This window comes from Serratia sp. J2 (assembly GCF_046269175.1).
GTDB lineage: Bacteria > Pseudomonadota > Gammaproteobacteria > Enterobacterales > Enterobacteriaceae > Chania > Chania fonticola_C.
The window spans coordinates 1-558 of sequence record NZ_JBKABN010000105.1; the positions used below are offsets into that span (position 1 = coordinate 1).

A 558-nucleotide genomic window follows, 5' to 3' on the forward strand; every position below is an offset into this window, starting at 1 on the left:
GCTGCCTCAACCGTCCTTAAGACCCTGCCTCACATCAACGCCAGCGGCGGCTGATCGTGCCCAGCCCCTCGCGATCTCGCCCCGCACTGATACCCGCATAAATTAGCCCGCCTGCAACGTGAGCCGGCTGACGCCGAGGCTCTTTCCCCATCCCCTGCCACCCTCTATACTTTGCACAATGTATATTCCGCGACCCGCAAAGCTGCTGTTCCAGCATGACCACGGCTGGAGCAAGTACCTGGATAAACATGGCGACACCCTCAGCGACTGGACCAAACTCGCCGTCGAGCGCATGCTCGCCTGCGGTACCTGCCTCATGGGCGTTCGCCGTTACTGTTGCGCCTCATCCGACTGTACCCATGCCCGTTTCTTCTGCCAGAGCTGCAAGTCCAAGGCCTGCAGCAGTTGCGGCCTCAAGGCCACCGAGCAGTGGATTGCTGAGCAGCAGCACATCCTGCCCGACTGCGACTGGCAACATATCACCTTCACCATGCCCCACTTGTTGTGGCCGTTCTTCAATAACAACTGGCCCTTGCTCAACGACCTGTTTCGCTGCGC

General features: G+C 60.0%; 1 protein-coding gene. It reads left to right on the forward strand.

Features of this window, described 5'->3' with window-relative positions; genetic code table 11:
* Positions 1-178: 178 nt before the first annotated feature.
* A partial coding sequence (locus ACKWMY_RS28270; protein ID WP_409487557.1) for a transposase zinc-binding domain-containing protein occupies positions 179-558 on the forward strand: 380 nt, incomplete at its 3' end.